Source organism: Streptomyces sp. NPDC057438 (genome assembly GCF_042802995.1).
Classification (GTDB): Bacteria; Actinomycetota; Actinomycetes; order Streptomycetales; family Streptomycetaceae; genus Streptomyces.
Genome location: NZ_JBHVDD010000023.1, coordinates 84,320 through 100,696 on the forward strand (window position 1 = coordinate 84,320; position 16,377 = coordinate 100,696).

At 72.5% G+C, this 16,377-nt stretch carries 15 protein-coding genes; 10 read left to right on the forward strand and 5 right to left on the reverse strand.

From position 1 onward, the window contains the following. Positions 1-14: 14 nt before the first annotated feature. Both ACFU5F_RS15860 and ACFU5F_RS15865 read left to right on the forward strand, forming a co-directional pair. Positions 15-698, forward strand: a complete 684-nt coding sequence (locus ACFU5F_RS15860) for a phosphatase PAP2 family protein (protein ID WP_383887194.1) — start codon at positions 15-17, stop codon at positions 696-698. A gap of 32 nt (positions 699-730) precedes the next feature. Further along, positions 731-1,429, forward strand: a complete 699-nt coding sequence (locus tag ACFU5F_RS15865) for an HAD family hydrolase (RefSeq protein WP_383887196.1) — start codon at positions 731-733, stop codon at positions 1,427-1,429. Positions 1,430-1,735: 306 nt separating this feature from the next. Here ACFU5F_RS15865 and ACFU5F_RS15870 read toward each other — a convergent pair whose 3' ends face one another. Continuing rightward, positions 1,736-3,244, reverse strand: a complete 1,509-nt coding sequence (locus ACFU5F_RS15870) for an LVIVD repeat-containing protein (protein WP_383887198.1) — start codon at positions 3,242-3,244, stop codon at positions 1,736-1,738. A 195-nt stretch (positions 3,245-3,439) separates the two neighbouring features. Here ACFU5F_RS15870 and ACFU5F_RS15875 point away from each other — a divergent pair, with 195 nt between their 5' ends. Continuing rightward, complete coding sequence (locus ACFU5F_RS15875) at positions 3,440-4,105, forward strand: DUF305 domain-containing protein (protein ID WP_383887199.1); 666 nt, start codon at positions 3,440-3,442, stop codon at positions 4,103-4,105. Positions 4,106-4,135: 30 nt separating this feature from the next. Here the strand turns inward: ACFU5F_RS15875 and ACFU5F_RS15880 are convergent, their stop codons facing one another. Next, entirely contained in the window at positions 4,136-4,666 is a 531-nt protein-coding gene (locus ACFU5F_RS15880; RefSeq protein ID WP_383887201.1) for a DUF6214 family protein, read from the reverse strand. Positions 4,667-4,836: 170 nt separating this feature from the next. Between ACFU5F_RS15880 and ACFU5F_RS15885 the strand changes: the two genes are divergently transcribed. Next, positions 4,837-6,189 (forward strand): FAD-dependent oxidoreductase, encoded by a 1,353-nt coding sequence (locus tag ACFU5F_RS15885; RefSeq protein WP_383887203.1) that lies wholly within the window; start codon positions 4,837-4,839, stop codon positions 6,187-6,189. Between the two features lie 84 nt (positions 6,190-6,273). Here ACFU5F_RS15885 and ACFU5F_RS15890 read toward each other — a convergent pair whose 3' ends face one another. Together ACFU5F_RS15890 and ACFU5F_RS15895 are read right to left on the reverse strand one after the other, a co-directional pair. Next, a complete protein-coding gene (locus tag ACFU5F_RS15890; protein WP_383887205.1) occupies positions 6,274-7,638 on the reverse strand; it encodes an SGNH/GDSL hydrolase family protein in 1,365 nt (454 codons plus the stop codon). A 122-nt stretch (positions 7,639-7,760) separates the two neighbouring features. Further along, positions 7,761-9,086, reverse strand: a complete 1,326-nt coding sequence (locus tag ACFU5F_RS15895; protein WP_383887207.1) for a PHB depolymerase family esterase — start codon at positions 9,084-9,086, stop codon at positions 7,761-7,763. A gap of 453 nt (positions 9,087-9,539) precedes the next feature. Between ACFU5F_RS15895 and ACFU5F_RS15900 the strand changes: the two genes are divergently transcribed. Further along, entirely contained in the window at positions 9,540-10,520 is a 981-nt protein-coding gene (locus tag ACFU5F_RS15900; RefSeq protein ID WP_383887208.1) for a polysaccharide lyase family 1 protein, read from the forward strand. Positions 10,521-10,564: 44 nt separating this feature from the next. Then, positions 10,565-11,347: a pectate lyase gene (locus ACFU5F_RS15905; RefSeq protein WP_383887210.1), complete on the forward strand. Its 783-nt coding sequence runs from the start codon at positions 10,565-10,567 to the stop codon at positions 11,345-11,347. A 122-nt stretch (positions 11,348-11,469) separates the two neighbouring features. Here ACFU5F_RS15905 and ACFU5F_RS15910 read toward each other — a convergent pair whose 3' ends face one another. After that, on the reverse strand, positions 11,470-12,051 hold the full coding sequence (locus ACFU5F_RS15910) for a hypothetical protein (RefSeq protein ID WP_383887212.1): 582 nt from the start codon (positions 12,049-12,051) through the stop codon (positions 11,470-11,472). Positions 12,052-12,287: 236 nt separating this feature from the next. Between ACFU5F_RS15910 and ACFU5F_RS15915 the strand changes: the two genes are divergently transcribed. The 4 genes from ACFU5F_RS15915 (at position 12,288) to ACFU5F_RS15930 (ending at position 16,313) form a co-directional block, all read left to right on the forward strand. Beyond that, positions 12,288-13,373, forward strand: coding sequence for a WD40/YVTN/BNR-like repeat-containing protein (locus ACFU5F_RS15915; protein WP_383887214.1), 1,086 nt, complete (start codon positions 12,288-12,290; stop codon positions 13,371-13,373). Positions 13,374-13,544: 171 nt separating this feature from the next. After that, complete coding sequence (locus ACFU5F_RS15920) at positions 13,545-14,222, forward strand: uracil-DNA glycosylase (RefSeq protein WP_383887216.1); 678 nt, start codon at positions 13,545-13,547, stop codon at positions 14,220-14,222. Further along, positions 14,219-15,268, forward strand: coding sequence for an N-acetylglucosamine kinase (locus ACFU5F_RS15925; RefSeq protein WP_383887218.1), 1,050 nt, complete (start codon positions 14,219-14,221; stop codon positions 15,266-15,268). The genes ACFU5F_RS15920 and ACFU5F_RS15925 overlap by 4 nt, the downstream gene beginning before the upstream one ends. Positions 15,269-15,389: 121 nt before the next feature. After that, the gene (locus tag ACFU5F_RS15930; RefSeq protein ID WP_383887220.1) at positions 15,390-16,313 is read left to right on the forward strand and encodes a sirohydrochlorin chelatase; all 924 of its coding nucleotides are present in this window, start codon (positions 15,390-15,392) and stop codon (positions 16,311-16,313) included. The last annotated feature ends 64 nt before the right edge of the window (positions 16,314-16,377 follow it).

The following is a 16,377-nucleotide window of genomic DNA, read 5'->3' on the forward strand; positions in this document are numbered from 1 at the left end:
GTCAGGATCGCTGTATGCACACCCCCACCGTCGACGCGCCGCCCCACCGGCCGCCGGCCACCCGCACCGTCCGCGCCGCCGTGGCCTTCGCGGCCCCCTCCGTCCTGCTGCTGGTCCTGGTCGCGCTCTCCTGGGCACCGCTCATGTCGCTGGACCGGAGCATCGCGGACACCACCCATCGCTGGGCCGTCGCCGACCCCGGACTCACCCACGCCTTCCGCATCCTCACGGACTGGGTCTGGGACCCGGTGACGATGCGTCTGCTGGCCGCGGCCGCCGCGGTCTGGCTGGTGTGGCGCCACCGGGACTGGTGGGCCGCCCTCTGGCTGGGCGTCACCTGCGCGGTGGGGACGGCGGTGCAGCAGGGGCTCAAGGCGGCCGTCGGACGGGAGCGGCCCGCGTGGCCCGACCCCGTGGACTCCGCCCACTACGCGTCGTACCCCTCGGGCCACGCCATGACGGCCACGGTCGTCCTCGGGCTGCTGGTGTGGCTCCTGCACCGGTACGGCGCCGGCCGCGGCGTCGTGCGGGCCGCTCTGGCGGTGTCCGTCGTCTCCGTCCTCGGCGTGGGACTGACCCGGATCTGGCTGGGCGTGCACTGGGCGTCGGACGTGCTGGGCGGCTGGCTGCTCGGCGGACTGACGATCGCGCTGGCGGTGCTGACGTACGAGAAGTGGCGTTCCCCGGGGCGTACTTGACCGGCCGGAATCGGGCACGAAAGATCGACGGCATGACGGTCGAAGGAGTGTTGTTCGACTTCTCCGGAACTCTCTTCCGCGTGGAGTCCACCGAGTCCTGGCTCCGTGCGGTCCTGAGGGACGCCGGTCTCGTCCTGCCCGAGCCGGAGTCGCTCCGGGCGGCCGAGGCCCTGGAGCGGGCCGGCGCGCTGCCCGGCGGGGCGTATCCGGCCGAGCCGCCGACGGGCGCGCCGGGTGAGCTGTGGGCGACGCGGGACCGCAGCGCCGACTCACACCGGGCCGCCTTCACGGCCCTGTCCCGCCGGGTGAGCCTGCCCGACCCCGCGCTCCACGACGCGCTGTACGACCGTCATATGACGCCGGGGGCATGGAGCCCCTACCCGGACGCCGTCGAGGTGCTCGCCGCGCTGCGGGAACGCGGGGTGGCCGTCGGGGTGGTGAGCAACATCGGCTGGGACCTTCGGCCGGTCTTCCGGGCGCACGGCCTCGACGCGTACGTCGGCGCGTACGTGCTGTCGTACGAGCACGGCATCCAGAAGCCGGACCCGCGGCTGTTCGCCCTCGCCTGCGAGGCGCTGGGTGTCGAGGCGCGCAGGACGCTGATGGTGGGCGACGACCGGCGGGCCGACGGCGGAGCGGCGGCGCTGGGGTGCGCGGTGCACTTCGTCGACCATCTGCCCGCCGCCGAGCGGCCGGACGGGCTGCGGCCGGTGCTGGATCTGGTGGGCTGAGACGCCGTCGGACCCTCACCATGGGCCGGGCGGCCGGGTTCGCGTACACCGTCACGCCGTTCAGCACCGCCTGACGTCCGTCCCGGACCGTCCCCCGTGCGGCCCGGGACGCACGACGGCCGGGCGGCGGCACGCCGGGCCTCCACCCGGAGGCGCCGAGTATAGTTCGCCGCCGCCGAGCCGAGGCGGGAGTCGCGGGATGTCCCCGCACCGCGCCCCGGTCGACCGGAACCCTGGCGCGACGCACGGTCCCGCCGGACCCCGAAGGGCCCGGCGGGACGAGTGACGCGGATCTGCTCGATGCCTCTAATCGAGGTCGAAGTAGTCCGGCTGCGTCTGCACGTTGAGCTCGGACATGCCGACCTGCTGGGCGGGGTTCGTCCGCGGGTCGTCGAGTTTCAGGACGTCGAAGCCCTTCACCATGTCGTTCGAGTAGATGTAACCGTTGTAGTAGTACGCCGACCAGGAGCCGCCGCCCACCAGCGTGCTGGTGGAGATCGGGCCGCGCTCGAAGTAGGCGATCTCCTCGGGCTTGGTGGAGTCGGTGAAGTCCCAGACGGAGACACCGCCTTGGTACCACGCCTGGACCATGATGTCCTTGCCCTTGACCGGGATCAGCGAGCCGTTGTGGGCGACGCAGTTCTCGGTGTCGGCCTGGTGGCGGGGGATCTTGAAGTAGCTCTTGAAGACGAGCTTGCGCTCGTCGCCCTTGCCGGTGATCTCGTAGATGCCGTCGGCGCCGCGGTTCGGTCCGATCGCGGCGTTGCAGGTGGCCGCGCCGCCGCCGCCCAGCTCGTCGGTGAAGACGACCTTGTCGGCGTCCTGGTTGAAGGTGGCGGAGTGCCAGAACGCGAAGTTCACGTTGTCCTGGACACGGTCGATGACCTTCGGCTTCTTCGGGTTCTTGATGGAGAACAGGATGCCGTCACCCATGCACGCTCCGGCCGCCAGGTCCTTCGACGGCAGCACCGTGATGTCGTGGCAGCCGGTGGTCTTGGAGACACCCGGGTTCGTGGGCGAGCCGGGGTTGCCGCCGCCGTCCGCGCCCTCACCGGGGAACAGGACCGGGAAGCCCACGACCTTCGCCCGCTCCGGGTGCTTGCGGGACACCTTGATGACCGAGATGCCGTCGTGCGGCGGCTTGCAGTCGGGGAACGAGGCGCTCGGCGAGTACGAGGAGACGTAGACGTAGACGTTCTTGCCGTCCGGCACCAGCGTGTGGGTGTGCGAGCCGCAGGCGGTCTCGACGGCGGCGACGTACTTCGGGTGCGCCTTGTCGCTGATGTCGAAGATCTTCATGCCCTCCCACGACGACTTCTCGGTCGCGGGCTGCGTGGTGCTGTTGCAGGAGTTGTCGCTGCGCGAGGAGTCGGTGGACAGGAACAGCAGGTCGCCGGAGACGGAGATGTCGTTCTGCGAGCCCGGGCAGAGCACCTGGGCGACGGTCTTCGGCGCCTTCGGGTCGCTGATGTCGAAGATCCGGAAGCCGTCGTAGTTGCCGGCGAAGGCGTACTTGCCCTGGAAGGCGAGGTCCGAGTTGGTGCCCGGCAGCGCCTCCTTGGGGATGTTGGTCAGGTGCTGCATGTTGGCGGAGTGGACGATCTCGTCCTGGCCGGGTATCTCGCCGGCGGCTATCGCCGCCCGCGCCTCGGCGGCGTCGCTCTTGGAGACCTTCTCCCGCACGGCGGGCGCGTCCCCGGGGTCAGGAGTCGCGGCCGCCGGTCCGGCGGTCAGCAAGGCGGCCAGGAGACCGGCCGCCGTCGCGGCGACCCCCAGACGTCTGCGCCGCGTCCGAAGGTTGTTCAACAGGGTCACTGTGTCCTCCCGTGTAGCCGTTCGCGGTCGAACGGTTCAGGCTCCTCCGAAGTATCGTCTTCATCATGCACAGATCAACAGACGGCAATGTACTTGTAACGAACAAATTTGATCACCGATCAGTGAATGCGTGTTAGGAAAGTTCGTCAACACCCACAAGGTGTCCGCCCGTTGCCGTGTCCCCAGGAGGTCACTGTGCTCGTTCGCCGCACCACCCGCGCGCCGCTGGTCACGGCCTCACTGACGGCCGTCCTCCTGGCGCTCGCGGGCTGCGACTCGGGGTCCGGAGCGGACCCCGACGGCGGTTCCGCCAAGTCGGGCGGACCGGCGGTGATCGCCCCCGGAAAACCGGGTGAGGCGGCTCAAACCCTTTCGCCGGAAGAAGTCGAGAAACAGCGCGCGGAGGACGACGCTCCGAACTCCGCGGACTACGACTACGCCCGCATGATGATCGTGCACCACACCCAGGCGCTGGAGATGACCGAACTCGCCCCCGCCCACGCGAAGTCGACCCAGGTCAAGCGGATCGCCGAGCGCATCTCGGCCGCCCAGAAGCCCGAGATCGAGGCCATGGAGGGCTGGCTGAAGGTCAACGACGGTGACGAGCACGGCACTTCGCACGACCACGAGGCGATGCCGGGCATGGCGACCGAGGCCCAGATGAAGGAACTGGGGTCGCTCGACGGCGCGAAGTTCGACCGGCTCTTCCTGAAGCTGATGATCACCCACCACGAGGGGGCGATCACCATGGCCACGGACGTGAAGGCACAGGGCAACAACATCCTGGTCGAGGAGATGGCCGACGACGTGATCGCCCAGCAGGCGACCGAGATCAGCCGGATGCGCGACCTGACGACCTGACGGACGCCCCTCCCCCGGCCCTCCGGGGACTCAGCGCCGGGCGTGCCGGGGGCCGAGCAGGCCCTCGTCGCGCGCCCCGGCGATGAGCCGGAGCGACTTGCGGCGGCTGTGCCCGGTCGCGCACATCACGGCGAGGACCGGGTCGTGGCCGGACCGCTGCGCCGCGAGGTACTCCTCGGCCACCAGCCGCCGCCCCTCCACCCCGCGCGGCCACGCGGGCCTGGCGCGGCGCCCCGGTCCGTACGGGGCCTGCGGCCGCTCCTCGTCGAGGTACGCGGGCGCGGTCCCGCACGCCTCGAACAGCGGGCCCTCGATCCAGTCGGCCAGCTCCGTCAGGTCCTCCAGGGACAGGGGCGGCTGGGCGCGCACGTCCTCCAGGGACAGCCGGCCCTCGCAGACCACGGCGAGCACCTCGACCGCGGCGCCGTCCGGGAAGGCCAGCCGCGCGGTGAACCAGGCCGTCGCGCCGTCGTGCTCCTGCACCTCCCAGGCGGGGCGCACGCTCACCACACCGTCCCGCCAGTGGCGATCGGACAGGTTCAGAAAGGAGGCTTCCAGCACCTACGCAACGTAAACGCATGATCACATTCACTGCGGAGAGCCACGCGAACCGGGGACGCACGGCACCCCGACGGCGCAGCCCCCCGCCTCGCCTCCGCGCCCCTCCCCCGACGGGCCCGGCGGTGCCATCCTGGAGACATCAGCGATCTCCTCGCGTAAGGAGTTCCGCCGTGCTGCGAGTCGCCGTCGTCGGTTCGGGGCCGAGCGGGTGCTACACCGCCCAGAGCCTCGTCCAGCAGGACCCGGACGTGCTCGTCGACGTACTGGACCGGCTGCCCTGCCCCTACGGTCTGGTGCGCTACGGGGTCGCGCCCGACCACGAGAAGATCAAGTCGCTGCAGAACAGCCTGCGTGCCGTGCTGGAGCACGAGCGGGTGCGCTTCCTCGGCGGTGTCCGGGTGGGCCCGGACGGGGTCCCTGCCGCCCGGCTGCGGGAGCTGTACCACGCGGTCGTGTACTGCGTGGGCGCCGCCGCCGACCGCCGGCTCGGCATCCCCGGCGAGGACCTGCGCGGCAGCTGGTCGGCGACCGAGTTCGTGTCCTGGTACAGCGCCCACCCGGACGCGACGGGCCGTGCCTTCGGCGGGCCCGCTCCCGGCGCGCGGACGGCGGTGGTCGTCGGCGTCGGGAACGTCGCGGTGGACGTCACCCGCATGCTCGCGCGCGGCGCGAGCGAGCTGAGCCCCACCGACATGCCCCAGGCCGCGCTCGCCTCCCTCGCCGCGAGCGAGGTCACCCATATCCACATGGTGGGCCGCAGGGGCCCCTCGCAGGCCCGCTTCACCACCAAGGAGCTGCGCGAGCTGGGGACCCTCCCGGACACCCGGGTCGGCGTCAACCCGGCCGAGCTGGAGCTGGACCCGGACTACGTCGACCCCTCGTCCCTGCCCGCCGCACGGCGCCGCAACGTGGAGGTCCTGCGCGGCTGGGCCGGCGCGCCGGCGCGGTCCGGTCGGCGCCGCATCCGGCTGCGCTTCTTCCTGCGCCCCGTCGAGATCCTCGCCGACGGCGACCGGGTCTGCGGCGTGCGCCTGGAACGGACCGCACCCGACACGCACGGCGGGGTGACCGGCACCGGCCGCTACGAGGAGATCGAGGCCCAGCTCGTCCTGCGCTCCGTCGGCTACCGGGGCGTCCCCCTGGACGGCCTCCCGTTCGACCTGGTGCACGGCACGGTCCCGCACGACGCCGGGCGCGTGCTGCGCGACGGCGCGCCCTCGCTCGGCGAGTACGTGGCGGGCTGGATCAAGCGCGGCCCGACGGGAGTGATCGGCACCAACCGCCCCTGTGCCAAGGAGACGGCGGCCTCGCTGTTGGAGGACGCGCCGGTCCTGGCGGCCCGGGAGGTGTCGGCGGAGCCGGTGGCGGCCCTGCGGGCCGAGGGGTGCGAGCCGGTCGAGTGGCGGGGCTGGCAGGCGATAGAGCGGGCCGAGGCGGCCCTGGGGGCCTCGCTGGGCAGAGGCGTGGTCAAGCTCCCCGACTGGGAGTCGCTCATGGCCGCGGCCCGCACCGGCGCGCGCTGAGACGGGGGCGGCCTCCGGGAGCCCCCGGACGAGACCGCCGGGGCCGCCGTGCCCCTCGGGAGCCCGGCGGCCCGGTCGTGCCGTTCACCCCCGCTGGAGCAGGCGGGCCGGAACCGCCCCGGCGAGGATCCGGTAACCCTCCGGGTTGAGGTGCAGCCAGTCGCCGTCGTGGAGGCCCGGCTGGAGGCGGCCGGGGTTCTCCGGGTCACGGACCGCGCGGTCGAAGTCGAGGACGGCGTCGAAGCGGCCGCTCGTGCGGATCCAGGTGTTGACCGCCTGCCGCGCCGCCTCACGGTGTCCGGCGGCGTCGTCGTACGGGGTGTTGCCGCCGAAGGGCAGGAGGGTGGCGCCGTAGACACGGATGCCCTGGGCGTGGGCGCGGACGATGATCTGCTCGTAGGCCGCGACGAGGTCGGCGGTGACACGCTGCTGGGCGGCGGGGGTGGGCTCGGCGGTGCCGAGGTCGTTGACGCCCTCGAAGACGATCAACTGCTCGACGGCACTGTGCGCCAGGATGTCGCGGTCCAGGCGGGCGAGGGCGTTGGGGCCGAGGCCGTCGTTGAGGACGCGGTTGCCGCCGGCGGCCAGGTTCACCACGGCGAGGTGCCGGGTGCCGGGACGCTGCTGGAGGCGGTCGAAGAGCTGGTCGGGCCAGCGGTTGTTGCCGTTGGTGGTGGAGCCCCGGCCGTCGGTGAGCGAGTCGCCGAGGACCGCGACCGAGGTCGTGGCGCGCCGGGACAGGACTTCGATGTCGCTGAGCAGGTACCAGTGGTTGGTCGGTGTCGCGCCGGGGAGGTCCGTGTCCTCCGTGCGGTCGCCGTGCCGGAGGTAGGAGGTGGTGCGCGAACCCGGGTGCGAGGTGAGGGCGAGCGAGGCCTGGCCCTCGGCCAGGTACGCGGTCACGGCCAGGACGGCGGCCGGCGGCAGCGTGAAGTCCAGGGGGTCCGAGACCACCTGGGCACCGACCGGTACGGTCGTGGACCTCCGGCCGCTGAACGTCACGGTTCGGGAGGAGCCGGGTTCGATGGCCGCGACGCCGGCCCGCCCGTCCAGCGGGAGGGCGACCGTCACGGCGGTCAGCGGCAGCGCGCTGCCGCCGAATGCGTTGGAGAAGCGCAGGCGGATGCGGTCACCGCCGGTGGTGACACGTACGGTCTGCCGCAGGGTGGTGTCGACCAGCACGGCCCGCTCCCCGGTGAACGGCGCCGGGGGCATGTTGCCCGGTTCGGTCAGCTGCGGCATGGCGGACCAGGTGTTCACCCAGTGCCGGGCGGACGAGGCCGTGGCGCCCGTACCGGCCCCGTTCGTCGGCCGCGGGCTCCCGACCAGGGCGACCACCGCGGACGACGCCACCACCAGGGCCAACGCGAGGACGCAGGTGGTGACGACGGTCGCGAGCGTCGACCGGTCCGACGGCCTGACGGGCTGTGGGCTGCTGAGCGGTCGCAAGGGCGATGCCTTTCTGGGAGTCGGGCAGGACGGACCGTCGCCGGACCGGGTCCGGGCGCTCACCGTGTCGGCGCGCGCACGGACAGGGCCGGTCGGAGCAGAAGCGGGGGGTTCAGAGCACGTCAACCACGCGTGCAGGACGTCCCGTTGAGCGTGTACGCCGAGGGCGCGGCGCTGTTGCCGGTGTGGTTGGCCTGGTAGCCGATGCTGACGCTCGCGCCGGGGGCGATGGCGGCGTTGTACGCGGCGTTGGTCGCGGTCACGGCGCCGCTCGCCGGGGTGTACGTGGCGCCCCAGCCGCCGGTGACGGTCTGTCCGGCGGGCAGGGTGAAGCCGAGCTTCCAGCCGTCGACGGCCGTCGTGCCGGTGTTGGTGAGGGTCACGGACGCGGTCAGACCGGTGCTCCAGGCCTGGGTGGTGACGGTCACCTTGCAGGGCCCGGCCGGGGGCTGGGGCGCGGGGCCGGAGCCGTCGAGGCCGAAGAAGGTGAGGACACGCGCCCCCATGCCCCAGGCGTAGACGTTGTGGCCGGTGCCCTGGAGGCTGATGGCCTCGACGGGGGCACGGTCACCGGTGCCGCCGTAGCGCGTGCGGGTCCAGCCGGACTGGGGCGAGTCGGTGGCCGCCGGTGTCTGGGCGACACCGTGCACATTGGTCCACTGCTTGATCTCCTCGCCGAAGTTCGGATAGCGCAGCACGTCGTCGGTGGTGCCGTGCCACAGCTGCATGCGCGGGCGGGGTCCGGTGTAGCCGGGGTGGGCGCCGCGGACGAGGTCGCCCCAGGCCTTCGGGGTGCGGATGACGGTGCCGTTGGCGCAGTCGCTGTTCCACTCGGAGCCGTTGGTGGTGGCGAAGCAGGCGAAGGGCACGCCCGCGAAGGCGGCGCCGGCGGCGAACACGTCGGGGTAGTCGCCGAGGAGGACGTTGGTCATCATCGCGCCGGAGGAGATGCCGGTGGCGAAGATCCTGCCGGTGTCGGCGCCGTAGGTGCGGACGGTCCAGTCGACCATGGACTTGATGCCCACCGGGTCGCTGCCGCCGCCGCGGGTCAGCGCCTGCGGGGAGGCGACGTCGAAGCACTTGCTGCTGCGGGTGACGGACGGGTACACGACGATGAACCCGTAGCGGTCGGCCAGCGAGGCGTACTCGGTGCCGTTGTACATCGCCGGTCCCGAGCCGGTGCAGTAGTGCACGGCCACCACGATCGCCGGCTTCGCGGTCACGTTCTGCGGCACGTACAGGTACATCTGCAGGTTGCTGGGGTTGGTGCCGAAGCCGGTGATCTCGGTGAGCGCCGCCCGGGGAGCGGCCTCGGCCGCGGTGTCCGACGCGGCCGCCGGGGGCGCGGCGAGAAGCGTGGCCGCGAGCAGCGACACCAGGGCCGCCAGCAGCGTGAGGAACGCCGAGCGCAGCGGTCCGCGCGCCCGGTCGTGGGGGGTGGGGGTCACGTCGTCGTGCCTTCCTGTGACGGGATCGGCGGGTGCGACAGTGCGGGGGACGTCGTTCGGGGTCGGCGACGGGAGCAGCATCGTGACATGGGCATGGCGGCCATGGAAGCGCTCCCACACATCGAAAGAATTCGCTCGCGCCACTCCGGCCGGGGCGCCGGGTCACCCTCGCCGGACACCGCCGACGCCGCCACCAGGGCCGGACCGATGTCTTTTGCGCAAAGCGTTGACCAGAAAGCGCTTGCCCCTTACGTTCCGTTCAGCAGTGTGAACCGGCGGCCGCCACCCCACCCCAGGCCCAGGCCTGCCGGGACCAGACCTTCCCCGGGAAATCGCTCCACCTGCACCATCGAGGCCCCTGCCGCAGCCGTACCGCCTCCGCACATCGATCAGAAGAGTGACCTCAATTCATCTACATAGACCGTCAGCTTCTTCCTGAAGGGACGCACCCGCATGCGTACCGTCCCCCCACGTACACGGCCGCAAAGATCGGCCGCCCTGGTGGCCGCGGCGGCGGCCCTGGCGACGACCGCCGTCCTCGTCCTGCCGCACACGGCGACAGCGGCGGAGACCTCCCCGGTGGGCTTCGGCGCCGGGACCACCGGCGGCGGCAGCGCCGCCCCCGTCACCGTCTCGACGCTCGCCGCCTTCAGGGCCGCCGTCGCCGGCAACACCGCCAAGGTCGTGCGGGTGAGCGGCCTGATCACGCTGAGCGGCCAGGTGGACATCGGCTCCCACACGACGGTGCTCGGCGTGGGTTCGGCGTCCGGGTTCACCGGCGGCGGCCTGCGGATCAAGGAAAGGACCGACGTCGTCGTCCGCAACCTGAACATCAGCAAACCGGTCGCGCCCGCCGACGGGATCACGGTCCAGGAGTCCACGAAGGTGTGGATCGACCACAATTCCTTCTCCGCGGACCGTACGCACGACAAGGACCATTACGACGGCCTGCTGGACGTCAACCACGGCTCGGACCACGTGACGGTGTCCTGGAACACCTTCAAGGAGCACTTCAAGGGCTCCCTCGTCGGCCACAGCGACAACAACGCCTCCGAGGACACCGGGCACCTGAAGGTGACGTACCACCACAACCACTTCAGCAACGTGTACTCGCGCATCCCCAGCCTGCGCTTCGGCACCGGGCACTTCTACAACAACTACGTGGACGGCGCGGAGACCGCCTGCCACTCGCGCATGGGCGCCCAGATGCTCGTGGAGAACAACGTCTTCCGCAACACGGGAGTCGCCGTCACCACGAACCGCAGCAGTGACGTGGACGGCTTCGCGAACCTGCGCGGCAACGACCTCGGTGGGGCCGTCACCGAGATCTCCCGGGTGGGCACCTTCACCGCCCCGCCCTACGGCTACACCGCCGAGTCCGCCTCCTCCGTCGTCGCCTCGGTGACGTCGGGCGCGGGCGCCGGAAAGCTCTGAGAACCACCACCCCCATCCGCTCGGACGACAGAAGGAACCGGGACATGACTTCCGCAGCACGTCCGCGTGTCCGTACACGCGCGCTGACCGGCACGCTCGCCGCGTTCAGCCTCTCGTTTGGCATGATCATGACTAGCGGGGCCTCTCCGGCGAGCGCCGCCACCTGGCCGTCCGCCAACGGCAGCCAGCCGGTGTCCTCCACCCTCTCGGTGTCCGGCACCCGGGACGGCGGCATGGTCCGCTACTACGGCAGCGGCGCGCTGGCCGGCGACGGCCAGGAGGAGGGCCAGGACCCGATCTTCAAGCTCGCGGCCGGCGCGACACTGAAGAACGTCATCATCGGCGCGCCCGGCGCCGACGGCATCCACTGCGAGGGCAACTGCACCCTGCAGAACGTCTGGTGGGAGGACGTCGGCGAGGACGCGGCGACCTTCCGCGGCGGCTCCACCTACACGGTGACCGGCGGCGGCGCCCGGAAGGCGGCGGACAAGGTCTTCCAGCACAACGGGCCCGGCACCCTGAACATCTCCAACTTCGCGGTCAGCGAGTTCAAGACGCTGTACCGCTCGTGCGGCGACTGCTCGACGCAGTACACCCGCAAGGTGAACCTCAACAACATCGAGGTGACGGGGACGGGCTCCACCGCGCGGCTCGTCGGCATCAACGTCAACCGGGGCGACGTGGCGACCCTGCGGAGGATCACGATCCTCAACGACAGCGGCCGCAAGGTCGTCCCGTGCCAGAAGTACAACAACAACAGCGCCGTCGGTACGGGCCCCGACAGCACCAACTGCCTGTACTCCTCCTCGGACATCACCTACAGGTGAGCCCGCTCCTCACCCACCGGTGAGTCCTCCGGCGGCCGGACGAGGCCTCCCCCCACGGGCATCGTCCGGCCGTCGGCCGTGCACGGGGCGGTCGCGCCCTCATGCGCCCACCCCGACGGCACTCACCAGATCTTGCGCTCCCAGAGCGGGCCGATCCGTGCCCACTCCTCGTCCCACAGGTCCATCCGCCGCCGTTCCATCCGGCTCCGGACGAGCCGGCCGCCCACCAGGGGCACGGCGGCCGCGAACACACCCGCGAGACCGCCGACGAGCGTGGCCCGCAGCCGGGCCTGGGCCTCACTGGCGGGCTTGGTGACCAGCAGGCCCTCGGCGTCCGTCCAGACGGTGACCTCGGCGCCCGTCGGGACGGCGGGCTCGACCCGCGCCTGTCCCGCGTGGGCGGAGCCGTCCGGGCCCGTCCAGCGGACCTTCGCCCACACCTTCGCCGCTCCCGTGCCGTCGGGGGCGGAGGGCTCCGGGGCGTCCTCGGTGAGCACCGCCTCGACCGGACGCCACTCCGCGCGCTGCCGGGCGAGACCGGACTCCACGGAGCCCGCGGCCACGAGTCCCATGGCCACCCCGCCGCACAGTGTCAGGGCCCAGGTGATCAGCACGACCCAGGACTCCAGGCGGTCGGCGCGTCTTCTGAGCGGGTTGCGCCGCCATCGCCACAGCCACACCTTCGGACCACGGAATGCCACCATCGGAGGCACCCTCCCTCGCACGTGCAGGACTGCCGGACCGCTCTCCCATACGGCGGTGGCCCGGCCTCTGCTCATGCGACGTGGGTCACCCCGCCCCCGCAGGACGGCCACCGGACCGCCCGGCACGCCCCTCCACGCCCGCCGACCTGCGGCGAAGCCGTCTCGGGGGGTGACTGTCAGTGCCTGGGTGCAGACTGACCCATGGCTGAGACGACGATGTCCAGGAGGTGGCCGACATGGCAGAGGTACTGCTCACCGTAGGTACACGCAAGGGGCTGTTCATCGGGCGGCGGCGCGGTGACGCCTGGGAGTTCGACGAGGCTCCGTACTTCAACGCGCAGGCCGTCTACGCGGTCGCCATCGACACCCGTACGGACACGCCCCGGCTGCTCGTCGGCGGCGACAGCTCCCACTGGGGCCCCTCCGTCTTCCACTCCGACGACCTCGGCCTCACCTGGACCGAACCCACCCGGCCGGCCGTCAAGTTCCCCCAGGACACCGGGGCCTCGCTGGAGCGCGTGTGGCAGCTGCACCCGTCGGCCGCGGAGCCGGACGTGGTGTACGCGGGCACGGAACCGGCCGCGCTCTACCGCTCCGAGGACCGCGGGGTGAGCTTCGAACTGGTGCGGCCGCTGTGGGAGCACCCGACGCGCGACCGGTGGGTGCCGGGCGGCGGCGGCGAGGGGCTGCACACGATCCTGACGGACCGGCGCGACGCACGTGCGCTGACCGTGGCCGTCTCCACCGCCGGGGTGTTCCGCACCGAGGACGGCGGCGCGAGCTGGTCGCCCGCCAACTCCGGCGTCTCCGCGGTGTTCCTGCCGGACCCGAACCCGGAGTTCGGCCAGTGCGTGCACAAGGTCACCCGGGACGCGGCGAACCCCGACCGGCTGTACCTGCAGAACCACTGGGGGGTGTACCGCAGCGACGACGGGGGCGGGCACTGGGAGGACATCGGCGCGGGTCTGCCCTCCACGTTCGGGTTCGCGGCCGTCGCCCATCCGCGCCGCGGGGACACGGCCTACGTCTTCCCGATCACCGCCGACGCCGACCGCGTCCCGGCCGACCGCCGCTGCCGGGTCTACCGCACCACGGACGCGGGCAAGAGCTGGGAGCCGCTCTCGGCGGGGCTGCCGGCCGGGAACCACTACGGCACGGTCCTGCGCGACGCGATGTGCACGGACGACGCGGACCCGGCGGGCGTGTACTTCGGCAACCGCAACGGCGAGGTGTACGCGTCGGCCGACGACGGCGACAGCTGGCACCAGTTGATGGCGCACCTGCCGGACGTGCTGTGCGTGCGCGCGGCGGTCGTCGGCTGAGCCGGGGACCGGAGCAGACACAGAAGAAGAGGGAAGAAGGGGGAGGCCGGTTGTCCACGCCGTCACCAAGTCGGGCCGCGGTCAGTCGCGTTCGGGAGGTGAACGGTCGTCATCGATCAGCCGTCGGCCACCGGTTGATCGTCATGGCCGTCACGGCAGTAGGGTGACGCCGTGGCACCACGACCGTTGCATGAGATCGTCGAATCCGGCTGGGCGAAGGCCCTCGAACCCGTGGCCGGGAGGATCGCCGAGATGGGCGACTTCCTGCGCGGCGAGATCGCCGCGGGGCGCACCTACCTCCCCGCCGGATCCCACGTCCTGCGGGCCTTCCAGCAGCCCTTCGACGACGTCCGCGTCCTCATCGTCGGGCAGGACCCCTACCCGACCCCGGGGCACGCGGTGGGGCTGTCCTTCTCGGTCGCGCCGGAGGTACGGCCGCTGCCGGGCAGCCTGCTCAACATCTACCGGGAGCTGAACACCGACCTCGGGCTGTCCCAGCCGTCCAACGGTGACCTGACGCCGTGGACGCGCCAGGGGGTGCTGCTGCTCAACCGGGCGCTCACCACGGCCCCCCGCAAGCCGGCCGCACACCGGGGCAAGGGCTGGGAAGAGGTCACCGAGCAGGCGATACGGGCACTGGCCGGGCGGGGGAAGCCGCTGGTGTCCATCCTGTGGGGCCGTGACGCCCGCAACCTCCGCCCGCTGCTCGGCGACCTGCCGTCCATCGAGTCCGCCCACCCCTCCCCCATGTCGGCCGACCGGGGCTTCTTCGGCTCCCGCCCCTTCAGCCGGGCGAACGACCTGCTGGCCCGTCAGGGCGGCGCTGCCGTGGACTGGCGTCTGCCGTGACCGGCCGCGAGCCCCCCGTCGTACTCGCCGTGGACTCGGGCGGCTCCGGGCTCCGCGCGGTGCTGGCCCGGGGCACGGAGCCGCTGGGCGAGCCGGTGTCCTCCGGAGAGCCGGTGCGGACCGGGGCGCGCGGTATCGACGCCGGGCAGCTGCTGGAGCGGTTGCTGCCCCTGGTGCGGCAGCTGATCGACGACGCCGGGTGCGGAGGTCCGGTGGCCGTGGCCGTCGGGGCCGCCGGTTTCGCGACGCTCGGCGAACAGCTGCGTGCCGAGCTGCCGTCGGCACTGACCCGCGAACTGGGCGTACGGCGGGTCGCGCTGGCCGCCGACGCGGTCGCCGCGTACACCGGCGCCCTCGGCCTGCGCCCGGGGGCGGTGGTCGCGGCCGGTACGGGGCTGATCGCGGTCGGCACGGACCTGGAGCGCTGGCGTCGGGCGGACGGCTGGGGTCATCTGCTCGGGGACTGCGGCGGCGGGGCGTGGATCGGGCGGGCCGGACTGGAGGCGGCGCTGCGGGCGTACGACGGGCGGAGCGGCGGTTCGGCCCGGCTGCTGCAGCGCGCCGAGGCGTTGTTCGGCCCGATGGACGGGCTGCCCGGCCTGCTCTACCCGCGGCACGACCGCCCGGCGGTCCTGGCGTCCTTCGCGCCCGAGGTGGGCGCCTGCGCCGTGCACGACCCGGTGGCGGCGGAGATCCTGCGCGCCGCGGCCCGGCACATGGCCGACGCGGCGGCCACCGTCTGCCCCGCCGCGGGCCAGCCCCGAGTCGCCCTGACCGGCGGCCTGTTCAAGCTGGGCGCGCCCCTGCTCGTCCCGCTGGAGGCGGAGTTGGCGAAGCTGCTGCCGCACGCGCGGCTGGTGCCGGCCGAGGGGGATCCGCTGGCCGGTGCCGTGCGTATCGCGGCCGCGCTGGCCGGCGGCGGTCCCGGGTTGCCGTACGACGAGCGGATGTTGTACGCGGTGGCCGAAAAGCAGCCCCCACAAAAGGGAGCAATCGACCCTGTCCGACAAGACCCACCGTTCACCCCCAAGAACACCTCTCCGTAGATATATGCGGGAGTGATCGACCCTGATCGTCCCGTAACTCATCAGACAAATCAGGACGGATACCGCTCACCTGCACCCTCCCCGAACAGGGGAGCCCAGGAAGCCAGTAACATGCGGCGCCATGAGCTCCCCCACTGGGCCCGCGTCCGGCCTGCCAGTACGAATGCCGCGACCCCGCCAGCCCGGGCGGCACCGCCGCCCGGAGCCCCTGGCGGCTCCCGAGGGCGCGCCCGCGCTCGTCCTCGCGGTGCCCGGCACGCCCAGCGCCGCCACGCGCGGCCTCGCCGAGGAGGTCGTGAGCATCGCGCGCTCCGAGCTGCCCGGCCTCGACGCCCGCATCGGTTATGTCGACGGCGGCGCCGACGAGTTCCCCACGCTGCAGTCTGTGCTCGCGCGCGCCGCCGAGGAGCGCACCGCCCGCTACGAGCAGGCGCGCGCCGCCGGCCTGGACGTCAAGGAGCCGGAGGGCCTCGTCGCCGTCGTCGTGCCCCTGCTCGCCGGCCCGGACAGCGCCACGCTGCGGCAGGTGCGCCAGGCCGTCATGGAGAGCCGTATCGCGGCCGAGCTGACCGATGTGCTGGGCCCGCACCCCCTGCTGGCCGAGGCACTGCACGTCCGTCTGTCCGAGGCCGGTCTGGCACGTGCCGACCGGGCGCGGCTGTTCACCGTGGCCACCGCCGCGGACGGCATCGTCCTCGCCACCGTGGGCGGCGAGGAGGCCGTGCAGGCCGCCGGGATCACGGGCATGCTGCTGGCCGCGCGTCTCGCGGTGCCGGTGATGGCCGCCGCCCTCGACCAGGAGGGCTCGATCACCTCCGTGGCCGAGCAGCTGCGCTCCTCGGGCTCCCAGCAACTGGCGCTCGCCCCGTACCTGATCGGGCCGGAGATCGACGCCGGTCTGATCGAGGCCGCCGCGAAGGAGGCGGGCTGCTCCGCCGCCGAGGCGCTCGGCGCCTACCCGGCGATCGGCAAGCTGGCGCTCGGCAAGTACACCACCGCGCTCGGCATCGCGCCGCAGCAGCCGCAGGGCCTGCCGGTCCGCTGAGCCCGGTTCTCCGATCCGGACCGCGACCCGTACGGCCGAGGGCCCGCTACTCTCGGAGTAGCGG